Genomic DNA, 2315 nt, shown 5'->3' with positions numbered 1-2315 from the left:
GCAGAACAAGAGGCAGCTGAAAAACAACGGAAACAGCAAGAAGAAGCTACAAAAAAGGAACAATCAACAACTACTTCTGGGAACACTATTAAAGGCTTAAAAGACGAACTATCCATTGGTATGTCATTTAATGATTATCTTGCTAAAAAGAAATCATTAAATGTAGAGAATCCCTTTAGTATTTCACTCGGAAAAGGCAATATAGGCAGTGTTCTTCAAGCTCAAGATGGAGTATTAGTTGTATGTATTGATGGAGAAAAGATATTTGATTTAAAAACATTTAAAAATGTTGATGAAGCTAAAGAATACGAAAAGAGTTTAAAAGTAAAACAATAGACTTGGATCATATTTCTCAATGAACAATATAACTTAACATGGTAAAATGATATATTCATAAAAAGATAATTCGATATAATATTATTTATATGAAATATTAAAATGTAGATAGGGGAAGTGAATATGGACAAGAAGCTAACGTATTGGCTAGGATCTATTATAGGGGTAATAGTACTTGCAGCTGGTATGACTTATGGAATGTTACAGTTTGCTGAAGTACCAATGGGTAGTGAGAAGCATGCTTTTGCAGAGTCTGATTATAAAGAAGCACCACCATCGAATGAAGCAGAAATTGAGGGTTCAAATGCACAACTTCACATCACTAAAAGTTCTACTGAAGAAGAAGTTATTTCAGCAATGCATAGCATGACTCATCAAAAAGTAAAAGCAAATGACGGACGGGGAGCAACTCCTATGTCTAAAAAGAATGCAGAAAAAGTAAGAAGCATTCTAAACCAAAATGATTTTAAGAACAAAGAAGAACTATTAGCAATCACTGAAAGATGGGTAAATAGAGATTTTAGTAAAATCGTAGAAGAACATAACTATTTCTGGGAACTTCAAGACGGCAAGATAGGTGAAGCTACAGAAATGGATCCGATAGAAGAGCAAACATTCTCTTTAAATAATTTCGGTGATGAAGTAACAGCCGCATTACATAAATCAGGAGATCTTCAGTACGTTGGAGAATAATAAACATCTATAAATTATAGTTAGAAGCTTTCCTTTTAATATTTACCTTTTCTAAATTTCTTCAATACATAGATGTGATTCTCAAGTCGGAGGAAGGCACCTTAGGGTGTCTTTTTTTTCTTAAAGGACCTGTGCAATTACGGTTGGAATTTCATTCTATTTGACACATATCCCCAGGCTATCTGGACATGATAAAAGATGAGGTGACTGACATGAAGGATAAAATATTAGAATTAGTACCAGGATCGGTAAAAAAATTACTCCAGAAAAAAGTTAAAGATGGAAACCGATGCATCATTGATTTGGTTGTGGATGATGCAACTGCTTATGGATTTGAACCGGAGCAAGTAATCCCCTGTATCATGGCGGGTTATTATGTTTATGAATCCACAACCTATCCCAGTGAAATGGAGGAAGAATGGAAGCTGAACTTGGTTTTTCATGCGGCCAATCGCTCGGCAATGAAGCTTCTGTCTTATGGGAAGTATAAAGCGAAACAATCTGAAAGTGGATGGATGAGATATACAAATCCATAAGGTTTACTTAACATACACTAACTAGCTTGGTGAGCATGAGGCACCGTCACATGCCCATCAACTTGAGATTTTGAAATACCCCCAAGTATTTTGGTGAAAAAATGGATTACTCTTCTCTTGCCTATTTATAATGAATAACATTTCAAGAATACCAATAAAAAGCATAATCAGTCATAACTGAAGAATCACCCAACTGATGTAACATAGCTGAAATATTCCCTCTATGATAGGTTCCATGATTCACAACGTGTAAGACCATTTCAGATATACTTGTTTCTCTTAATCCTACCCATGGATTATCCAACATTATTCTCTTTTCCATATCTTCCTGTCTGTTCAAAAAGGTTTTAAACCGAGATGTTAAAGTGTGAAATTCCATTTCTAAGTCTTCAATGGGCAGTTTCTCAATCTTTTCTTGAATTTGAAATGAAGATTGCATTGCTTCATTCATACTCTGACCCTCGAGGGTATTAAGCCATCCATATTCCACCAAATAGAGATGAGATAAAACCTTTGAAACAGAAGAAAAGACACTTTTCATTTCCTTTTGATATTTCTCAGGAGAAAGTGTCTTAAGATGATCAATAATCCGTTGATTTGCCCATACATGATAGTTATATAGATTTTCTACATGATTTGCCATACAATCGCCTCCTTATCATCACGTTTTTTAATATTCTTTATCAGAATGAATTATTCCTTTAAATATTATTACTTATCTGATGAGATCTTCAACTAAATGGCCCGATT

The 2315-nt window shown here is 34.2% G+C and carries 4 protein-coding genes; 3 read left to right on the top strand and 1 reads right to left on the bottom strand.

The window, feature by feature from the left end:
- The 3 genes from MR071_RS24905 to MR071_RS24895 all read left to right on the top strand — a co-directional run.
- The coding region (locus MR071_RS24905; protein WP_242238232.1) for a hypothetical protein at positions 1-336 on the top strand (336 nt) is incomplete at its 5' end.
- A 123-nt stretch (positions 337-459) separates the two neighbouring features.
- Positions 460-1029, top strand: a complete 570-nt coding sequence (locus tag MR071_RS24900) for a PRK06770 family protein (RefSeq protein ID WP_242238231.1) — start codon at positions 460-462, stop codon at positions 1027-1029.
- Between the two features lie 212 nt (positions 1030-1241).
- Complete coding sequence (locus MR071_RS24895) at positions 1242-1565, top strand: hypothetical protein (protein ID WP_002110670.1); 324 nt, start codon at positions 1242-1244, stop codon at positions 1563-1565.
- Between the two features lie 142 nt (positions 1566-1707).
- On the opposite strand, the gene MR071_RS24890 is transcribed toward MR071_RS24895, so the two are convergent.
- Positions 1708-2208 (bottom strand): DinB family protein, encoded by a 501-nt coding sequence (locus tag MR071_RS24890; protein ID WP_242238230.1) that lies wholly within the window; start codon positions 2206-2208, stop codon positions 1708-1710.
- Positions 2209-2315 lie beyond the last annotated feature (107 nt).

It is taken from the genome of Bacillus cereus group sp. BfR-BA-01316 (assembly GCF_022664195.1).
GTDB lineage: Bacteria > Bacillota > Bacilli > Bacillales > Bacillaceae_G > Bacillus_A.
Note: the sequence above shows the minus strand (reverse complement) of the source record. Positions and strands in the feature narration are given on the sequence as shown.